The sequence below is a fragment of the Pseudoalteromonas sp. NEC-BIFX-2020_002 genome, assembly GCF_013002825.1.
Classification (GTDB): Bacteria; Pseudomonadota; Gammaproteobacteria; order Enterobacterales; family Alteromonadaceae; genus Pseudoalteromonas; species Pseudoalteromonas neustonica.
Genome location: NZ_JABEPJ010000013.1, coordinates 125889 through 142482 on the forward strand (window position 1 = coordinate 125889; position 16594 = coordinate 142482).

Sequence of the window (16594 nt, forward strand, 5' to 3'; positions counted from 1 at the left end):
GTTGTAATATTACTGTAATTTATCGCTGGCAAACTGCAGCTGTTTTAAAAATTAGCCTGTTGCGTTTATTGAGGAAATAATATGAATTTTGCAAAGTCGAGCCTGTTATTAGCTGTATTGAGTGGTGTATCTTTTTCTGCATTAGCTGATGTTGATGTTTATGGTAAAGCAAATGTCTCTGTACAATCATCTGATGATGGTGAAGGGTCATTCACTGAAATTAAGAGTAATGCATCACGCATTGGTTTCAAGGGTTCTGAAACACTCAGTGAAGGCCTTGAAGCGGTCTATAAATTCGAATTCCAAGTAAATGTTTCAGATGATTCAAAAGATACGTTAACTTCACGCAACCAATATGTTGGTTTGAAAGGTGGTTTTGGTCAAGTTGTGCTTGGTCGTAATGATACTGCGCTAAAGCAATCGCAAGGTAAGCTTGATTTATTTAATGACCTTGAAGGCGATATTAAAAATTTATTCAAAGGTGAAAATCGCTTAAGCGATACAGTAACGTATTCATCAAATGACCTAAGCGGTTTTAAAGTACTTGCCACTTACGTCGCTGAAAAAGACAGTGAAGGCGAAAATGGTTACTCATTGGCGCTTACTTATGGCGATTCAGGTTTAAAGAAAAGCAAGGTGTACGCATCTATTGCAGCTGACAGTGAAGTGAATGGCTATGATGTAGTGCGTGCTACCGTACAGGGTAAAGTGGCTGATATTAAATTAGGCGCAATGTATCAAACCCAAGAAAAAGTAGATGGCAGCGGTGATGCTGATGGTTATTTGGTTAATGCAGCTTATACGTTAGATAGCAATACGTTTAAAGTGCAGTATCAGGTAATGGATTTTGATGACGCGGATAAGAAGACGGCGATATCAGCTGGTGTTGATCATAAATTAAGTAAAAATACTAAACTATTTGCCTTCTATTCTAACTTTGATATGGATAGTAATGTTGATCAAGATTACTTAGGTTTAGGTATTGAATACAAGTTTTAATTAGTCGATATAGCTTCCCCTCTTTCATGGCCTTATTCATACTTGAATAAGGCTTTTATATCTAAGCAACCCCAATATACCCAAGCCATCTTAAGATGCACACTTCAGCGTTTCATTGGTGTTTAATATCAAGGCGTTACTTTGCACTTGCTTAAATCGCTTTTAATTTCAACGACGCTCGCATTTTGAGATCGCTTGGGTACATATTCTCTTTGGTTTTAGGCTAAGGCGTAATCAGATTTTCCTGCTAGCCATCGGTTGATTAATTTATCAACTTGCTCAGGATATTGATTAAGCATTTGCAGTGCTATAGGTCTTACTTGATTGAGCGTGTGTTTATCGCGAGTTAAGTCCGCTATTTTAAATTCGGCTAACCCTGTTTGTTTGGTGCCAAGCACTTCACCTGGGCCACGGATCTCTAAGTCTTTCTCAGCAATAATAAACCCGTCATTACTGTCTCTTAATACGGCTAAGCGTTTTTTCGCGGTAAATGACAGTGGTGCATGGTATAAAAGAACGCAGTGAGATGCGGTTGCTCCACGACCAACTCGGCCCCGTAATTGGTGTAGTTGGGCAAGGCCAAGCCGTTCTGGGTTTTCAATAATGATCAAACTGGCGTTTGGCACATCTACACCGACTTCAATCACCGTGGTTGCAACCAATATATGTATGTTACCCGCTTTAAATTCGCTCATAATGGCTTGTTTTTCAGCTGCTTTCATTCGGCCATGAACTAACCCTACGGTTAAGTCGGGCAAAGCACGAGTTAATTGCTCTGCACTATCTTCAGCTGCTTGACATTGCAGTACTTCAGATTCATCGATTAAGGTGCATACCCAATAAACTTGGCGTCCCTGTTCTGTGCAGGCTGTTTTTACTCGTGCAATAATTTCATCCCGACGAGTATCGGGCAGTGCAACGGTTGTGATTGGGGTTCGCCCAGGGGGAAGTTCGTCAATCACCGATGTCTCTAAGTCAGCATAAGCAGTCATAGCGAGCGTGCGAGGGATCGGCGTGGCAGTCATCACCAGTTGATGAGGAAAGCAGTCGCCAAAGCGGCCTTTTTCTCGCAGCGATAATCGCTGGTGAACACCAAAGCGGTGTTGTTCATCAATGATGATTAATACTAGATTATTAAAAACGACTTGTTCTTGAAATAACGCATGGGTGCCTACTATCATTTGCGCGTCACCTGAGGCTATTTTTTCAAGTGTCGCTGTACGCTCTTTGCCTTTTGTTTTACCGCCAAGCCATGCTGTAGTGATCCCAAGCGGCTCAAACCAATTTTTGAAGGTTATGCCATGCTGCTCAGAAAGTATCTCTGTAGGAGCCATAAGTGCGACTTGGTAGCCCTGTGCTATTGCAGTTAAAGCACTTAGTGCAGCGACCAAAGTTTTACCCGACCCTACATCCCCTTGGACTAAACGCATCATAGGGTAGGGGTGTTGCAAATCACTTTTTATTTCAGCAACGACTCTGCTTTGCGCATTGGTGGGGGCAAACGGAAGTTGTGCTAAAAAGTCTGGTTCTAAGTGGTTAATTGGCGCAAGTGCTACGGCTTTTACTTGTTGCCCTTGTTGACGTAACTTTAATAGGCTTAAGTTTTGCGCAAGTAATTCTTCAAATACCAAACGTTGTTGAGCTGGATGAAGCCCTAGCTCTAGCGCCGCTAAATCAACATCATTACTTGGACGATGTAACAATAATAAAGCGTGACTTAAACCCATGTCTGCATGTTGAAATTGCGCAGGCAATAACTCTTCTATTTGATATTTTTCAAGCAAGGAAATGACCTGATCGCTCAATGCACGTATAGAGAGTTGTTTTAACCCCTCTGTTGTCGGATAGACGGGAGTGAGTGTGGTCGCAGTAGGTTGCTCTAATAGTGTTTCACTTAAACTGTATTCAGGGTGTGTCATTTCGAACCCAACACGACCACGGCGTACCTCACCAAAGCAGCGGATCACTTTCCCATTGCTGAAGGCATTCTTTTGTGCTGCAGTGAAATTAAAAAACCGCAGTGTTAAACGGCCAGTGCCATCATTAACTTGGCAAACAAGCATCTTACGTTTACCAAAAGTAATTTGGCTCGTTTCAATGGTAGCTTCAATGCTTACATGGCTATGGACTGCTAAATCGCTGATGGCATAAATGCGAGTACGATCTTCGTACCTCAGGGGTAAATGAAAGAGCATATCTTGCGCTGTGCTAATGCCTAATTTCTTTAGCCGCTCGGCCATTTTAGGGCCAACGCCTTTTAGATCGGTAATGGGGTAGCGGCTTAACGTTAGCTTGGACACTGTACGCTCAAATCTTTCATTTTTAGATAGTTTTTAGTTTACGTGCGATTGCTGAGGGCATCAAGCATGTTTTAATCGTAGCCAAAACGCGTCATCGGCAATAATTTCACCATTTTCGTCAAGACCAGGATAAGGAAGTGACTTCTCTTTGCATTTTTGGGCGATGATAGGATGGCAGCCTTCAAACAACATTTTATGCTTTATGGTTTCATCAAGCCTACCTGACTCATATAAACCCGCTTTAAGGCGTTGATTTTGAGCTTCAAATAAAATTAATGCAGCCGCAACAGATACATTTAATGATTGCGCCATACCTTGCATCGGGATGATGATATTTTTATCTGCATGGGCAAGGGCTCGTGGGGAGATCCCCGTTTTTTCTTGGCCTACGATAATCGCTGTGGGAAGCGTGTAATCAATCTCGCGATAATCAACTGCATCAGGGCATAAGTTGGTCGCTAATATTTGCACCTGAGGGTTGTGCTGACGCATGAGTGTGACGGCATCGTCGATATCTTTATGCAAGTGTGTGGCGATCCAATTTTTACTGCCACCGGACGTGTTATTAGTCAGCCATTTTTGGTTTTCTGGCCATACTGCGTGAACATTATGACACCCTACAGCATCAGCGCTGCGTACAATAGCAGACAAGTTATGGTGTTTGTGCACATCTTCTAAGCACACTGTTAAATCAGTTTGACGACGATCTAGTACACTTTTAATGCGGTGATAGCGAGTGTTTTCCATTTTTAGCCTTGTCTGAACTCATAAATTAACGCCATTATACCTTAAGGCATTACGCTGCGGCTAATTGGGTTTTGTAATGAAATTAAGGTTTCAGTTGACTGGATTGCTTCGATGGCCTGAATTTTGTTAATTAGTACATCTTGTAAGTGATCAATCGAACGAGTCATTACTTTAATAAAAATACTGTAATTACCTGTGGTGTAATAAGCTTCAACGACTTCTTCAAGCTCTTTTAAGTACAATAAGGTTTGCGGGTAGTCGCGGGCATTATTGAGATTAATACCTATAAAACAGCATACATCGTAGCCTAATTGCTTGGCATTTACGCTTACTTGGGTACCTGTGATGATCCCTGCCTGCTTCATTTTTTCAATCCGTACATGAATTGTACCTGCACTAACGGTAAAACGTTTAGCTAATTCAGCATAGGCTATACGAGCATTATCCATTAATGCGTGGAGGATCTGTTTATCGAGATTATCGATTTGATAATTTCCCATATAAATACCCGCTTTAAATTATTGAATCTTTATTTTTTATACCATTAAATTGATTAAATTTACATATTAAAGGTGTTTTTGTTATTGGTTATTGAATTAAAGTACGAAATGCTTGAGGATTGCTTTAACGACATGGCTGCTTTGAACGCAATCATGCAAGTAACAATAACTGGGAATGAGGCCAATTATTATGAGTTCACACTTTGTGCAGCAACAGCAACAAATTAGTAAAGTTAAACAATTTTTTTCACAGCAATTAGAACTGCAACTAGGGTTGATTGAAGTGCAGGCGCCTATACTTGCGAAAGTTGGTGATGGTATTCAGGATAACCTTAGTGGTACTGAGAATGCCGTTGCTGTAAATGTTAAAACTATCCCCGACAGTCAGTTTGAAGTTGTTCACTCACTTGCAAAGTGGAAGCGTAAAACATTAGCCGATCATGATTTTGCTTTAGGCGAAGGGTTATATACCCACATGAAAGCTCTACGCCCAGATGAGGATTCATTAAGTCCAATACATTCAGTGTATGTAGAACAGTGGGATTGGGAAAAAGTGATTTGTGCAAGCAGTGAGCGCTCTTTGGATAAATTAAAAGAAACGGTGGATGCTTTATATAAAGGTTTAAAGGCCACTGAGCAATTTGTATCTGATGAATTTGGGATCACCCCATTTTTACCTGTCGAGATTACGTTTGTACACAGCGAGCAATTACGCCAAATGTATCCTGGCTTTACAGCTAAACAACGTGAAAAAGCGATTACTCAAGAATATGGCGCGGTATTCTTAATCGGCATTGGCGGCGCACTAGCTGATGGTAAAATTCATGATGTACGTGCCCCTGACTATGACGATTGGTCTACTCAAACATGTGATCAATACGCGGGCTTGAATGGGGATATTTTAGTGTGGAACCCAGTGCTTGAAGACGCATTTGAAATATCGTCAATGGGTATTCGTGTATCACCAGAAGCGCTAGTCGCACAATTGGCAATTACAGGTGATGAAGGGCGGCTAGAGCTTGACTGGCATAAGCAGCTACTAGCTAAGGAGTTACCGCAAACAATAGGCGGTGGCATTGGTCAATCTCGGTTAGCAATGCTGTTATTGCAAAAACCACATATTGGTCAAGTACAAGTGAGTGTATGGCCTGAAGAGTTAAGACTGCAAGTAATGGGTATTTTATAAAATATATTGAAATGAATAGAGGCTAAATCTGATTTAGCCTCTATTAAGAAATTAATGATTAACTGGTTTTAAATTCAATTTCTATTTTCCCTTCTTGCAGTTTTACATTGCAAGGGGGGTAGGTACGATTAGTTTTTAAGACTTTATCAAAAATGTGAATTTCTACTCCGGAATGAAGCTTTTGGTTCACAGCCAAGTTAGCTTCACTAAGCAGCTTATTTAAATGATGATCAAGGCTAGATAAGCGCTGCTCAAGCTGTTCCGCTTGTTGGCAATAATGTTGTTGAGTGGCTCCAATCTTAGTCATCAATAATTTTTTCTTTTCTTTATCTTTCACTAAGTCAGCTTTTTCAAGGGCTGCTTGAAGAGTATCGAGCTGTTCGTCAGTACGAGCGAGTTCTTTAAAGCAGTCATCTGTTTCTTTGATAATGTTTTGTCCCGAAACAGCCATATTTATCATCATTTTAGCGCCGGATTCATTGCCGATCTCTCCGGCGATAATCATTCCTGCGTCTAAAATTTCACCGCCAAATAATTTACCCTTAGGGTGATCGCTTTGGCCTACTTGCAAAAGTTGTGTTGCTTTCATTTCACAATGACTTGCTTGGCGTTCAATAAAAATATTGCTGCCAGCAAGATGGCTATATTGTGCATGAAGAAGGTGGATGTCTCCTTGGCAGGTTATTTTACAAGACAAAGATTTATCATCGAGCTGGTGGCCAATAACACCTTGCTTTATTGTTACATTTCCTTGGGCTATGAGCTCACCAGATTCAACAGTACCTAATACAGTAATGTCACCTTTGGCTGTTACCTTCATACCAGGTTCTATGTTGTGAGTAACAATTACACTGCCATCAAAGTAAACGTGGCCACTTTTAACATTTACATCTCCAATGGTATAAATATCATCAACTCGCATGCCATTACGAATATCAACAGGAACCCCTGGAATAGTTGAAACGAGCTCTAATGGATTGTTCTTTGATATTTCAGCACCTTCACCCGCGACTAAAGGAGAGCTCTCCCCTGGTTTTGCGGGTAACACATCCCCTAAAACAGTAAAGCCCTCTTTACCTGGGGTTGCAGGTTGTTGGCGGATCAATAATACACCTGGCTCGACGCTCGCTAGTTTGCCAAAGTCTCGCATATCAACGGTACCGTCTTCACGTAGTGTCGGTGCATTGAGGCGCTCTTTTAAGGTTTTCACGAGAGGTATTAATCTTGATGGTTGACCATCGGTTGGCAGGCGACCTTTGGCTAAAGTGCCTTTTGCTATTTGACCTGCAGGTATTTCAAATTGTTGTTGTAGCAACTGTTCTAAAAATACTTGTTTGTACCCTCTTGCAACACCAGCTTTGATTAGGTGCTGCTTTGCAGTATCAAGATCAATAATGCTACCACCTTGTGCGAGTGTTAATTCCCCTGTAGCAAGCATTTTATCGTCGCTAATAACGACATTAAACGAGGCATCATATTTAACTGCTACGACTAATGTGCGTTCTTTATTCGGTTTCTTGAAGTAAGCATTGATTGTGTTCAGCTCAATTTTGCAATCGCAGAATTTTGATTTTTCAAGGGCTTCGATAACAAAAGCCGCACTCGGGGGCGAATGTTCAATAACATCGAGTAGTACATTACCATTATGAGCAAGCTTAAACACACACTATCCTTTTGCAACGCTAGAATTAAAGGTTTATGAATTTAAGAGTGCTAGAGAATTGTATAACTGTCAAGAAAATCGCTGAGGCTTTAATGTTGATAGCGGACAAAAGTTAATTTTGGCCGCTATCAACAGTGGGTTAGTTAGTTGATGGTAGCTCCATAATGCCATCAATTTCAACTTGTACGCCTTTTGGTAAAGCTCTAACCCCAATTGCTGCTCGCGCAGGATAAGGCGCTTTGAAATACTGACTCATTACTTCATTTACTGTCGCAAAGTTAGAAAGATCGGTTAGGTAAATATTAACTTTTACTAGGTCTTGAATTTCACCACCGGCTTCTTCACACACAGCACGAATATTTTTAAAAACTTGATGTGTTTGTTCCGCAAAGTCTTCAGAAATCACTTCCATAGTATCTGGCACTAATGGGATTTGCCCTGAAAGGTAAACTGCGGTGCCAACTTTAACGGCTTGACTATAAGTACCGATTGCCGCAGGTGCTTGATCAGTAGAAATAAATGCTTTGTTCATGATTTTCCTATTTTATTTTTTACGATAGACTTTTTGCACGTCAGGCATCACACGAATTCTACGCATAATGTTGGCAACATGGACACGGTTTTTAACCGTAACCCCTAAATCTATCACGTATAAATTACTTTCTTTTTCATCGGTAGCGATTTCGACAATGTTTGCTTGGGTTGTAGCAATAACATTGGTTAATTTTGCCAATGCACCTTGGTGATTGATAATTTCAACACGCAGTGCTGCAATGTATTCTTTCTCTGGATTATCATCCCATTTTACAACGAGGTATTTTGATCGCTCTGACTCCCAGCCTCGAATGTTTTTACATTCTTGACGATGAACGGTTACCCCTTTACCTTGGCTTATATGCGCAGTGATAGCGTCCCCTGGTACTGGTCTACAACATTTAGAATAATTAACTAGCATACCTTCAGTGCCAATAATGGTCGCTTTGGCATTTTTGGCAATATCGCCTAAATCATCATTTTGCAATAAACGTCGTGCAATAAGCATATTCATTAAATTACCAGAACCAATTTCAACAAGTAGCTCTAATACACTATTAAGTTCATGTTCTTCTAGTACACGATTAATATTTTCAACCGGAATATCATCAAATTTAGTTTCACCTAAAGCTGAATCGAGCAATCTTCGGCCTAGTAATAATGCTTCTTCATGATGCTGGCTTTTGAGGTAATTACGAATGCCTAAGCGTGCTTTACCAGTAACAATAAAGTTTAGCCAAGTGGCATTTGGATGCGCGCCTGAGCTAGTAATAACTTCAATTGTTTGGCCTGTATCCAGTGCTTTACTTAGTGGGTACGGTTTACGATTAACACGTGCACCAACACAGGTATTCCCTACGTCAGTGTGTACGGCATAAGCAAAATCTACAGCAGTTGCACCCATAGGTAGCTCGACAATACGACCATCAGGGGTAAAGACATAAATTTCTTCAGGGAATAACTCTGTTTTAACATTTTCAACAAATTCAAACGATGAACCTGCGCTCTGCTGCAATTCGAGTAAGCTTTGCATCCACTGGCGAGCACGTTGCTGTGCAGTGTGACCGGCACTGTCACCTGATTTTTTATACATCCAATGCGCCGCTACACCTTTATCTGCCATATGATCCATATCATGAGTACGAATTTGGATTTCAACAGGTATACCATGAGGACCGACTAATGAAGTGTGTAGTGATTGATAACCGTTGGTTTTAGGTACTGCGATGTAGTCTTTAAAGCGAGTTTCAATTGGTTTATAGAGGTTATGAGCCACCCCTAATACACGGTAGCAGATATCCATTGAATCAACCGCAATTCTAAATGCGTAAATATCCATTACTTCATTAAACAGTAGTTCTTTATTCAGCATTTTTTTATAGATACTGTATAAATGTTTTTCACGACCAGAGACGGTTGCTTTAATGCCGGCTTCTTCTAAACGTGCTGTGATTTCTGTTTGGATATTTGAAATGACTTCTTTACGGTTTCCGCGCGCTTTGGCAACTTCTGATTTAAGTGCGCGGTGGCGCATTGGGTAGAGGGCTTGAAATCCTAAATCCTCTAATTCATTCTTAATATCATGAATACCTAAACGATTGGCAATCGGTGCATAAATCTCTAACGTTTCACGTGCAATGCGACGACGTTTATCAGGACGAAGTGCCCCTAAAGTTCGCATATTATGAGTACGATCTGCAAGTTTGATTAAAATAACCCGAATATCTTGGGTCATTGCCATAATCATCTTTCGATAGTTTTCAGCTTGAAATTCTTTTTTATCTTTAAAACTTAGTTTATCAAGCTTGCTGACGCCCTCCACCAATTCAGCAACTGTTTCGCCAAATATTTCGGCTAAATCTTGTTGGCTAAAGTCGGTATCTTCAATCACGTCATGCATCAATGCTGCCATTAATGTTTCGTGATCTAAGTGCATGCCAGCCAAAATCTGGGTTACTTCAACAGGGTGGGTTATGTAAGGTTCGCCGCTTGAGCGAGTTTGACCCTCATGGGCCTCTCGGGCTACCACGTAGGCTTTTTGTACCAGCTCTACATCAGCAGCAGGTAAGTATTCTGATATTTTCTTTTTTAGACCTTCAAAAAGATACATTCACACTCCAATGTTCGAGTGAAGCAAATAGGTAACGGTAAGTTAAGAATATACGATGAAAAGGAGGGATTGCCAACGACTAGAGTAGAAATACTACGTCGTTGGCTAAATCGGACCGGGAAGTCAGATTATTGGTTGCCACCTACAATAGCAGCAACGGCAGCCATTTCAGCTGCTTCTTGGTGTTGTTGCTCTTCACGATCAATAAGATCCATCGATGAGCTATCAACTAAACCAAGTTCAATTTCACGTAAAGCAACAACTGTTGGCTTATCGTTTTCAGGATCAACTAGTGGGTTTTTTCCACCAACTGCAATTTGGCGGGCACGACGAGCCGCAACTAAAATTAAGTCAAAACGATTACCAATTGCATCTACTGCATCTTCAACAGTTACGCGAGCCATCTTCAGCACTCCAAATAAATTTTTAAGCAAAGACGTAGTTTACTGCAACGAGCCAGATTCGCCAATAGCTTGTGGTTAATTTAAACAAATAAAATACTTACCGAGCTTAAATTAAGATTTAACTCAGTAGGTCAGCGAGTAAATCTTGATGACGAATAGCTTGGCTTTGTAGTGATAGGCGTTTTGCTAGCACAATTGTTTCAATTTCATTCAATGCACTGGCAAAATCATCGTTAACGACGACATAATCATATTCATCGTAGTGAGAGGTTTCTGATTGTGCTTTAGCCATTCTACTTGCAATCACTTCTTGTGAATCTTGTCCGCGGTTATTTAAGCGAGATTCAAGCTCTGCTTTTGATGGCGGTAGGATAAAAATGGTCTCTATATCATCAACAAGTTTGCGTAATTGTTGCGCGCCTTGCCAGTCAATATCTAAAAACACATCAATACCGGCAGCGAGTTGCTCCTCAATTGCTTGCTTTGATGTGCCGTAGTAATTATCAAAGACTTGGGCCCATTCAAAAAAATCATTTTTTTCGATCAATGATTTGAATTCATCAACATTCACAAAATGGTAATGTGCGCCGTTTTCTTCACCAGGGCGAGGTGAGCGGGTAGTGTGTGATACAGACACTTTCATATCACTATACTTAGCTAACAATGCATTGATTAAGCTTGATTTACCTGCGCCAGATGGGGCTGATAAAATAAACAGGTTACCACGAGTTTGCGCCATTATTTAATTCTCTACATAAAGTAAACAGGCCTGGGTTAACTATTACCCAAGCCTTTGATAGGAGCATTGTACTGTAAATGACTAAACTAGCTCAACTACACATTACCTTAGTTTAAATTTAGCAACTAATTGCGCAAGTTGCTCTGCTTGGCTATTTAATGAGTTTGCGGAGTGCGCAGCAACTTGAGTATCACGGAGTGAGCTTTGGCTTGATTGCTCGATGAGTGACACATCTTTAGCCATTTCACTTGCAACAACAGACTGCTCTTCTGTGGCTGTTGCGATAGATTGGATCATTGCTGCGATTTCAGTTGCGCCAATTACAATGTTTTCTAGCTGATTACCAGCCTCTTCAGCTAAAGTTACGCTCATATTTACTTGTTCAACACTACTTTGCATTGAGTTCACTGCAACTTGCGTTTGATTTTGAATGGATTGCACAGTATTAACTACTTCTTCAGTTGCTTTAGTTGTTCGCTCAGCTAAAGTACGAACTTCATCGGCTACAACGGCAAATCCACGACCTTGTTCACCGGCTCGAGCAGCTTCAATTGCAGCGTTTAATGCTAGCAGATTAGTTTGCTCTGCGATGCTGCCTATAACCCCTATCACATTGCCTATTTGCGCACTTAAATCACCAAGTTCAGTCACCGTATCTGCAGTAGTTTGTACGCGCGCTGAGGCACTTTTAATTTCATCAACTGTACTTTTTACTGATATACCCCCATTGCTTGCGAGATCTTTTGCATTTTCAGCTTGGCTGGAGGCTTGCTGACTCTGACGCGCAACTTCGGAGACCGTTGAACTCATTTCTTCAATAGCTGTCGCGACCTGTGTTGATTGATCGGCAGACTCTTGGCTGCGGGTTGCTATTTGGGTGTTTGTATTTGCAATATCACCACTTGAAAGCTTCACATCAGAAACAACTCCACTGATGGCTTCAAGTAAGTTATTTAATGATAACGACATTTTGTTGGTTGCATCAGCAAGTGCGTCAATTTCATCTTCATTACGATGTTCGATTGCTGGTTTTGATATATCTCCATTACCAATGCTATGAGCGGTATCTAGTACCAAAGAGAGTCTTGATAAAATAGATTTACTAATTAGGTAAGCTACACTAAATCCAATGATGGTTGCTATTAAGGTTATTATAATAATAATAGTTAAAGTAAAATTTAATCCGGTATCTAAGTGATCTAGAGCAGAAGTAGCATCATCTCTTTCTTCATCAGCGGATGATTGTAAAATTGTAACTAATTCATTAATAATACTTTCTTCTAGAGTATTAATAGCGATTTTTGCAGCTGTATGGTTTTGTGGATTATAAGCATTAAAAACAATAGCAGCTTCACGCTTTATCGTTTCAAAGTAACTTTCAATTTGTTTGATATTTTGAATTTCATTGGGCTTTTGTTCTAGCGGTTTTATTAATGTTAGGTATTCAGCAAAGCTTGCTGCATCCTTTTTAAAATCATTTTGCGCAGACAAATCACCTGCTAGATGTGCATTAATCGACGACAGCATATCACCGGCTTCATCAACCATTTCTAAATAATAACGCACCCCGGGTAAATCATCGTTTAGGGCTTCGTTTATTTCAGTTGTGTTAAAGGCGTCGGCAAACTCTTCGTCTTTTAATTTATCTAAAAGAGTCTCTAACTGCTCACCAGATGTATTTTTCAGGCTTTTTGCTTGAGCAATAGCTTGTTGGTGCGTTGCAGGATTGTATTTTTCAAAAATATTATTATTAACGCTTTGATGATACTGTTCCATTAGACTTGAGATTTTATCCATCTTTATACGATCAGAAGCTTTTGCTGATTCGTATTTCCTTAACTCTGAATTAGTTTTCTTGAATTGAGTAAATAGCTCATTAAAATCTTTAACTTTATTCACATCACCAGATAAGTACTCTAAAGCTTCATTTTGCATACGATACATTTCATCAAGCTGCGCCATGTATAAAATAAGCCCAGGTAAGTCATCGCCTTTAATTTCTAAAGCTCGTTGAGTTTCAGTAGATACTTTAAACCAAACAATAGTACTCGAGACTAACATCAAAATGATGATGCTCGAAAATGCAGAGTATAATTTAACATTTAACTTCATAGGTATAACCTTATCTAAATTCAACACTGTTGCTTATTTAGACGTAAGTATAGCCCATTATATTCTATTGGCAGCGAATTATTTATGATAAATAATGTGAATTTATAAAATAAAAAAGTGGAGAGAGGGGAGGGATCTAAATACTTTTCTTGCAAAACCAGAGTCTATTTAAAGGCACTTAAATGCTAGCTTAAGTACCTATAGATAGACTGAAAGAGCAAAATATTTATTTGGGTCTTTTTATTGCGTTACTCTATGTTCTGAATTTGCTCGCGCATTTGTTCAATCAATACTTTAAGTTCAACAGCTGCGCTAGTGATATCACTATTAATAGATTTAGACGCTAGAGTATTTGCTTCGCGGTTAAACTCTTGCATCATAAAATCTAAACGACGACCACACGCTCCGCCTTTTTTAAGAATCTTTTTTGTTTCTTTTACGTGAGATTTTAAACGGTCAAGCTCTTCAGCTACATCTTGTTTTTGTGCTAGGTAAATAAGTTCTTGCTCAAGGCGTGATTCGTCAATATTAGCGGTTAAATCCTCTAGTTTTTGAGCGAGTTTTTCACGTTGCCATTTTGCTATTTCCGGCATGTGAGTTTCTACTATATTCACTTGTTCTAAAATAGCATCAAGACGGGTCGCTATCATTTCTTCGAGATTAGCACCTTCATCACCACGGGCAGATTTAAAGTCTTCGATCACTTGATCAAAACCCGATATAAGTGCTGTGTTAACGCTGTCCATATCAAGTTCTTCTGCTTCCATAACACCAGGCCAGCGTAAGATATCAACAGGATTAATGTCACCATTACTTTGTTGTTGCACCCATTTAGCACTATTAATAAGCTGCGCTGCCAATGCTTCATTGATCGACAGCTCACCAACATGAGCTGGATTTGCTACAAACTTTAAGAACACTTCAACTTTACCGCGTTGCAAATGTTTACGTAAGCGCTCACGAATAACCGGCTCCATGCCACGAAATTGCTCAGGTGCGCGGATAAAGGTTTCAAGGTAACGTTGGTTTACTGAACGAACTTCCCAGGTGCCAGTGCCCCAATCGCCTTTAATTTCGCGACGCGCGTAAGCAGTCATACTGTGGATCATGGATGGTTTCCTAGTTTTATTTAGACAATATTAAAGTGATTATACCGTAACACTGTATAAGCTCTAGCGGAAATTTTTGTTGATGAGAATTTTACAGTTGGTTTTTGTTTAAATCAGCATGGCATCTAAGCACACATCGACTTATAATACGTAAAATTCTGAATTAAGGGGATCGTGAATGCGTCCAAGCGAAAGAACACCTAACCAAATTAGACCGGTTACATTTACACGTAATTACACCTTGCATGCTGAAGGCTCTGTGTTGGTTGAATTTGGTAACACTAAAGTACTTTGTACAGCAACTGTTGAATCAGGTGTACCACGCTTTATGAAAGGCCAAGGCAAAGGATGGATCACAGCTGAGTACGGTATGTTACCGCGCTCTACCCATACTCGAAATGGTCGTGAAGCGGCGCGCGGCAAACAAAGCGGTCGAACTATGGAAATTCAACGCCTAATCGCACGAGCACTTCGTGCTGCTGTAGATTTAAAAGCGTTAGGTGAAAATACTATTACTATTGATTGTGATGTTATTCAAGCTGATGGCGGAACACGTACCGCATCTATCAGCGGCGCATGTGTTGCGTTAGTCGATGCACTTACACATATGCGTAGTAAAGGTATGATCAATTCGAATCCTCTTAAATATATGATCGCTGCTATATCTGTTGGCATCTATAAAGGCCAGGCTATTAGTGATTTAGAGTATTTAGAAGATTCAGCCGCTGAAACAGATATGAATGTAATTCTTACTGAAACAGGCAAAGTGATCGAAATTCAAGGTACTGCGGAAGGCGAACCATTTTCGTTTGACGAGCTTGATGAGCTGCTAACACTTGCAAAACATTCAATTCGCGAAATTATCGATATTCAAAAACAAGCATTAGCTTAATAAATGATAGGTTTATAGCAATGAAAGATTATCAAATAGAGTTTATTGAATTTGCCCTTGAAAAGCAGGTACTAAAGTTTGGTGAGTTTACTTTAAAGTCTGGCCGTACTAGTCCTTACTTCTTTAATGCGGGCTTATTTAATACTGGTCGAGACCTTGCACGCCTTGGTCGTTTTTATGCTGCAGCATTAGAAGATGCTGCAATTGAATATGATGTATTATTTGGCCCTGCTTATAAAGGTATTCCAATTGCAACGACTACCGCAGTCGCACTTGCTGATCATCATGATAAAGATGTGCCTTATTGTTTTAACCGTAAAGAGAAAAAAGCACACGGCGAAGGTGGCACATTAGTCGGCTCTGAGCTTAAAGGTAAAATCATGTTAGTTGATGACGTGATCACTGCAGGAACAGCAATTCGTGAGTCTATGGAGATCATCGCGCAAAACGGTGCAGACCTAAGCGGTGTGTTAATAGCACTAGACCGCCAAGAAAAAGGAAAAGCAGAGCTTTCTGCAATTCAAGAAGTAGAGCGTGACTTTGGAACTAAAGTAGTTTCAATCGTTAAGCTTGCTGATTTAATCAGTTACCTTGAGAGTAAAGGTACTATGGATGAGCATCTAGAATCAGTAAAAGCATACCGTGAACAATATGGTATTGCTTAACTAGAGTTATTTAAATAAAGCCCAGTGATATATCACTGGGCTTTTTACATTTAAAACCCGTTATTAGGGTTATTTAAACGTTAAAAGCTTTGGTTTTGCAGTGTTTGGTTTAAATAATGAACGAACAGTACGTTATTTCAAGTTTTCTTCAAATAACGCTTGCGTAAAATCCGCCGCGCCCTATAATGCGACCCCACTGAGACGGCAGACAGCAACGCTTAGCGGGGCAAGAGTTAATCAGTGAGTCGAGTAAAACTTAACTTTGAAATTCTTTAAAAGAAACTAAAATTTAAGTGTTGACAAAAAAATAGGAAAGCGTAATATGCGCAGCCCTAGCGAGATAAAGTTTAACTTTAATCGCAACGTTCTTTAACAATATAAAGCAATCATCTGTGTGGGCACTCGTACAGATTGAGTTCTAACAGCCGAACTTAGTTTACTAAGCAAGGCAAAAAATTTAGAGTCTCAATGTGATTTCTCGAAAGAGAAACTGAGTGACCAACAGAATAGTTATTTTTAATAATTATTCGGCACAGTCAATTCAATATCGAAAGATATTAAATAAATTCAGAATTCATTGAGCAGGTTCTTCATTCTTTATTGGATGAGAACAGAAAAAACTTTTAATTGAAGA

14 protein-coding genes are annotated in these 16594 nt (G+C 39.9%); 4 read left to right on the plus strand and 10 right to left on the minus strand.

Annotation, left to right across the window (positions count from 1 at the left end):
- Window positions 1-81: 81 nt before the first annotated feature.
- The gene (locus tag HJP15_RS15215; protein ID WP_054206688.1) at window positions 82-999 is read left to right on the plus strand and encodes a porin; all 918 of its coding nucleotides are present in this window, start codon (window positions 82-84) and stop codon (window positions 997-999) included.
- 218 nt (window positions 1000-1217) lie between these two features.
- Here the strand turns inward: HJP15_RS15215 and recG are convergent, their stop codons facing one another.
- The 3 genes from recG to asnC are packed head-to-tail and all read right to left on the minus strand — an operon-like array spanning window position 1218 to window position 4546.
- Window positions 1218-3299 carry an ATP-dependent DNA helicase RecG gene (gene recG / locus HJP15_RS15220; RefSeq protein ID WP_170174083.1) on the minus strand — a complete coding sequence of 694 codons (2082 nt, stop codon included), beginning with the start codon at window positions 3297-3299 and terminating at the stop codon, window positions 1218-1220.
- A gap of 60 nt (window positions 3300-3359) precedes the next feature.
- Entirely contained in the window at window positions 3360-4046 is a 687-nt protein-coding gene (gene trmH, locus HJP15_RS15225; protein ID WP_054206690.1) for a tRNA (guanosine(18)-2'-O)-methyltransferase TrmH, read from the minus strand.
- Window positions 4047-4087: 41 nt separating this feature from the next.
- Window positions 4088-4546: a transcriptional regulator AsnC gene (asnC, locus tag HJP15_RS15230; RefSeq protein ID WP_170174084.1), complete on the minus strand. Its 459-nt coding sequence runs from the start codon at window positions 4544-4546 to the stop codon at window positions 4088-4090.
- 190 nt (window positions 4547-4736) lie between these two features.
- Here asnC and asnA point away from each other — a divergent pair, with 190 nt between their 5' ends.
- Window positions 4737-5732, plus strand: a complete 996-nt coding sequence (gene asnA / locus HJP15_RS15235) for an aspartate--ammonia ligase (protein ID WP_170174085.1) — start codon at window positions 4737-4739, stop codon at window positions 5730-5732.
- A gap of 58 nt (window positions 5733-5790) precedes the next feature.
- On the opposite strand, the gene HJP15_RS15240 is transcribed toward asnA, so the two are convergent.
- The 7 genes from HJP15_RS15240 to HJP15_RS15270 all read right to left on the minus strand — a co-directional run bounded on the left by HJP15_RS15240 (window position 5791) and on the right by HJP15_RS15270 (window position 14403).
- Entirely contained in the window at window positions 5791-7395 is a 1605-nt protein-coding gene (locus HJP15_RS15240) for a FapA family protein (RefSeq protein ID WP_169328335.1), read from the minus strand.
- Window positions 7396-7534: 139 nt separating this feature from the next.
- Window positions 7535-7927 (minus strand): deaminase RidA, encoded by a 393-nt coding sequence (gene ridA, locus HJP15_RS15245; RefSeq protein WP_054206694.1) that lies wholly within the window; start codon window positions 7925-7927, stop codon window positions 7535-7537.
- Window positions 7928-7939: 12 nt separating this feature from the next.
- Window positions 7940-10039 (minus strand): bifunctional GTP diphosphokinase/guanosine-3',5'-bis pyrophosphate 3'-pyrophosphohydrolase, encoded by a 2100-nt coding sequence (spoT, locus tag HJP15_RS15250; protein WP_169328336.1) that lies wholly within the window; start codon window positions 10037-10039, stop codon window positions 7940-7942.
- A gap of 128 nt (window positions 10040-10167) precedes the next feature.
- Entirely contained in the window at window positions 10168-10443 is a 276-nt protein-coding gene (gene rpoZ, locus HJP15_RS15255; protein WP_054206696.1) for a DNA-directed RNA polymerase subunit omega, read from the minus strand.
- 118 nt (window positions 10444-10561) lie between these two features.
- Window positions 10562-11182, minus strand: coding sequence for a guanylate kinase (gmk, locus tag HJP15_RS15260; protein ID WP_054206697.1), 621 nt, complete (start codon window positions 11180-11182; stop codon window positions 10562-10564).
- Between the two features lie 102 nt (window positions 11183-11284).
- The gene (locus HJP15_RS15265) at window positions 11285-13294 is read right to left on the minus strand and encodes a methyl-accepting chemotaxis protein (RefSeq protein ID WP_170174086.1); all 2010 of its coding nucleotides are present in this window, start codon (window positions 13292-13294) and stop codon (window positions 11285-11287) included.
- 248 nt (window positions 13295-13542) lie between these two features.
- Window positions 13543-14403, minus strand: a complete 861-nt coding sequence (locus HJP15_RS15270) for a YicC/YloC family endoribonuclease (protein ID WP_054206699.1) — start codon at window positions 14401-14403, stop codon at window positions 13543-13545.
- A 178-nt stretch (window positions 14404-14581) separates the two neighbouring features.
- Here HJP15_RS15270 and rph point away from each other — a divergent pair, with 178 nt between their 5' ends.
- Both rph and pyrE read left to right on the plus strand, forming a co-directional pair.
- On the plus strand, window positions 14582-15295 hold the full coding sequence (gene rph, locus HJP15_RS15275) for a ribonuclease PH (protein WP_054206700.1): 714 nt from the start codon (window positions 14582-14584) through the stop codon (window positions 15293-15295).
- Between the two features lie 20 nt (window positions 15296-15315).
- Complete coding sequence (gene pyrE, locus HJP15_RS15280; RefSeq protein WP_054206701.1) at window positions 15316-15960, plus strand: orotate phosphoribosyltransferase; 645 nt, start codon at window positions 15316-15318, stop codon at window positions 15958-15960.
- Window positions 15961-16594 lie beyond the last annotated feature (634 nt).

What these genes read in the sequence shown, in the direction of transcription:
- HJP15_RS15265 (WP_170174086.1), bottom strand. Translation starts at nt 13,294, where the DNA reads ATGAAGTTAAATGTTAAATTATACTCTGCATTTTCGAGCATCATCATT.
- asnC (WP_170174084.1), bottom strand. Translation starts at nt 4,546, where the DNA reads ATGGGAAATTATCAAATCGATAATCTCGATAAACAGATCCTCCACGCA.
- HJP15_RS15215 (WP_054206688.1), top strand. Translation starts at nt 82, where the DNA reads ATGAATTTTGCAAAGTCGAGCCTGTTATTAGCTGTATTGAGTGGTGTA.
- HJP15_RS15270 (WP_054206699.1), bottom strand. Translation starts at nt 14,403, where the DNA reads ATGATCCACAGTATGACTGCTTACGCGCGTCGCGAAATTAAAGGCGAT.
- trmH (WP_054206690.1), bottom strand. Translation starts at nt 4,046, where the DNA reads ATGGAAAACACTCGCTATCACCGCATTAAAAGTGTACTAGATCGTCGT.
- rph (WP_054206700.1), top strand. Translation starts at nt 14,582, where the DNA reads ATGCGTCCAAGCGAAAGAACACCTAACCAAATTAGACCGGTTACATTT.
- asnA (WP_170174085.1), top strand. Translation starts at nt 4,737, where the DNA reads ATGAGTTCACACTTTGTGCAGCAACAGCAACAAATTAGTAAAGTTAAA.
- gmk (WP_054206697.1), bottom strand. Translation starts at nt 11,182, where the DNA reads ATGGCGCAAACTCGTGGTAACCTGTTTATTTTATCAGCCCCATCTGGC.
- spoT (WP_169328336.1), bottom strand. Translation starts at nt 10,039, where the DNA reads ATGTATCTTTTTGAAGGTCTAAAAAAGAAAATATCAGAATACTTACCT.
- rpoZ (WP_054206696.1), bottom strand. Translation starts at nt 10,443, where the DNA reads ATGGCTCGCGTAACTGTTGAAGATGCAGTAGATGCAATTGGTAATCGT.
- pyrE (WP_054206701.1), top strand. Translation starts at nt 15,316, where the DNA reads ATGAAAGATTATCAAATAGAGTTTATTGAATTTGCCCTTGAAAAGCAG.
- ridA (WP_054206694.1), bottom strand. Translation starts at nt 7,927, where the DNA reads ATGAACAAAGCATTTATTTCTACTGATCAAGCACCTGCGGCAATCGGT.